Genomic DNA, 1,084 nt, shown 5'->3' on the forward strand with positions numbered 1-1,084 from the left:
GTCGATATCACGACGCTTCTCGCCCGAGGCACAGTTCTTTTCGGAGCTGTCACCCTTGTTCCCATTTTTGCGCACCTGACTTGGCGCACTCTGTACCGCGATGCCCAGTATTCGGATCGTGATCCTCTCACCGGACTGTTCAACCGTCGGGGACTGGAAGGGGCAGTCGGCGATCTCTTCGAGAGCGCCCGAGACGATTCTTCTTCTCTCGCTTTCATCGTCGTCGATATCGACAAATTCAAGACGGTGAATGATCTTCACGGCCACGCCGAAGGCGATCATGTCATCAGAAGAACAGCGAACCGATTGAGCACACATCTCGGCGAACGCGGAGTCATCGCTCGCACGGGCGGAGAAGAATACCTGGCCGTCATTGCCGGCGATCCCGAATCGACAACCCTGTTGATCGAAGGGATAAACGCGGCGCTGTCGGATTGTTCCGACGCGATCCCCACAACGGTGAGCGTCGGAGCGGTGATGATGACCGCCGAATCGAAGGCGTGGAGCGGCGGTACTTCCGCGATCCTGGCAGCGACGAACGTCGCGGATTCGATGATGTATCAAGCGAAAGCGGCAGGCGGTAATACGATCCGCTCGGCTCAGATCTGATTCACAGCCAGGTCAGTGGGTGGACGCTACGCCCGGTTTCCGTGTCCGTCGCGGCAAGATACACATCGACGCGCTCAGCGGTCAGAGCCTTGCTGATGTGGTAACCCTGGACAAGGTCACACCCGACCCACTGAACGCGGCGGAACTGCTCGATGGTCTCGACGCCCTCGGCCAACGACTTCATACCCAGGGCCGCAGCCAATTCGACAATAGACTTCACGACGGACATCTTCGGATCATCCGAGTCGGTGACCAGCATGCGATCGATCTTGAGGACGTCGATCGGAAGTCTCTGGAGCGTTGCGAAAGACGAATAGCCGGTGCCGAAATCGTCGAGTGCGACGGTGACACCGAGTTCACGCAACTTGTAGAGATCGCGGATCGCGCGATCGTCCACAACCCCCGACACGGAGATACGCTCCGCCATAGCGAGACCCTGCTGGACTGGGGTTTTGGAGACAATCCCGGCTACGAG

At 58.7% G+C, this 1,084-nt stretch carries 2 protein-coding genes; one reads left to right on the top strand and one right to left on the bottom strand.

From position 1 onward, the window contains the following. The coding region (locus ABT116_RS49595; RefSeq protein WP_351648297.1) for a GGDEF domain-containing protein at nucleotides 1-609 on the top strand (609 nt) is incomplete at its 5' end. Between the two features lies 1 nt (nucleotide 610). Here ABT116_RS49595 and ABT116_RS49600 read toward each other — a convergent pair. Beyond that, nucleotides 611-1,084 (bottom strand): EAL domain-containing protein (locus ABT116_RS49600; RefSeq protein WP_351648299.1); only part of this gene is annotated, 474 nt, incomplete at its 5' end.

The organism is Streptomyces sp. NPDC002130 (genome assembly GCF_040296465.1).
GTDB lineage: Bacteria > Actinomycetota > Actinomycetes > Streptomycetales > Streptomycetaceae > Streptomyces.